The organism is Kitasatospora sp. MY 5-36 (genome assembly GCF_001182915.1).
Taxonomy (GTDB): Bacteria; Actinomycetota; Actinomycetes; order Streptomycetales; family Streptomycetaceae; genus Kitasatospora.
On record NZ_LFVW01001438.1, the window covers coordinates 1 to 546 of the forward strand.

Sequence of the window (546 nt, forward strand, 5' to 3'; positions counted from 1 at the left end):
CCGCAACGGCACCGACGCGGTCGGCGCCGGGCGGCGCGCCCGGCTGGCCGTGGAGCCGCTGCTCGCCGAACCGCTGGCACTGGGCGTGCGGGCCGCCGCCGCTTCCGGGCTGTCGGCCGCCCCGGCGGCCGCGCCCGCGCCGCGCCGGACGGTCGAGGCGGAGCCGGAGGACTTCACCGCCCTGGTGCTGCGGGCCCGCGAGCTGGAGGTGCTCGGCCACCCGGATGCCGACCGGCTGTGGAAGCGGGTCGCCGAGCGCGCGGAGGCCGCGGACTTCGTCCACCCGGAGAGCGCCGAGCTGGGCGGCCCCGAGCGGCTGCGCGCCGAACTCGCCGAGCAGCGGGCCCACGAGGCGCTCCAGCGGGACGCGTGCGAGGAGGGCAAGGCCGGGCTGCTGGCCGCCGCCGAGCTGTTCGAGCGGGCGGGGCTGGCCGGGTCGGCGCTGATGTGCCGGGCCCGGACGCTGATCGCGGACCTCGACGAGGGCGATGAGGGCGACGAGGGCGCCGAGGCCGAGGGCGCTGCGGACGGCGAGGGCGCCGGGCG

General features: G+C 80.8%; 1 pseudogene. It reads left to right on the forward strand.

The features are described 5' to 3' along the window. Positions 1-546 (forward strand): annotated as a pseudogene (locus AE652_RS42830) (hypothetical protein); the annotation flags it as partial.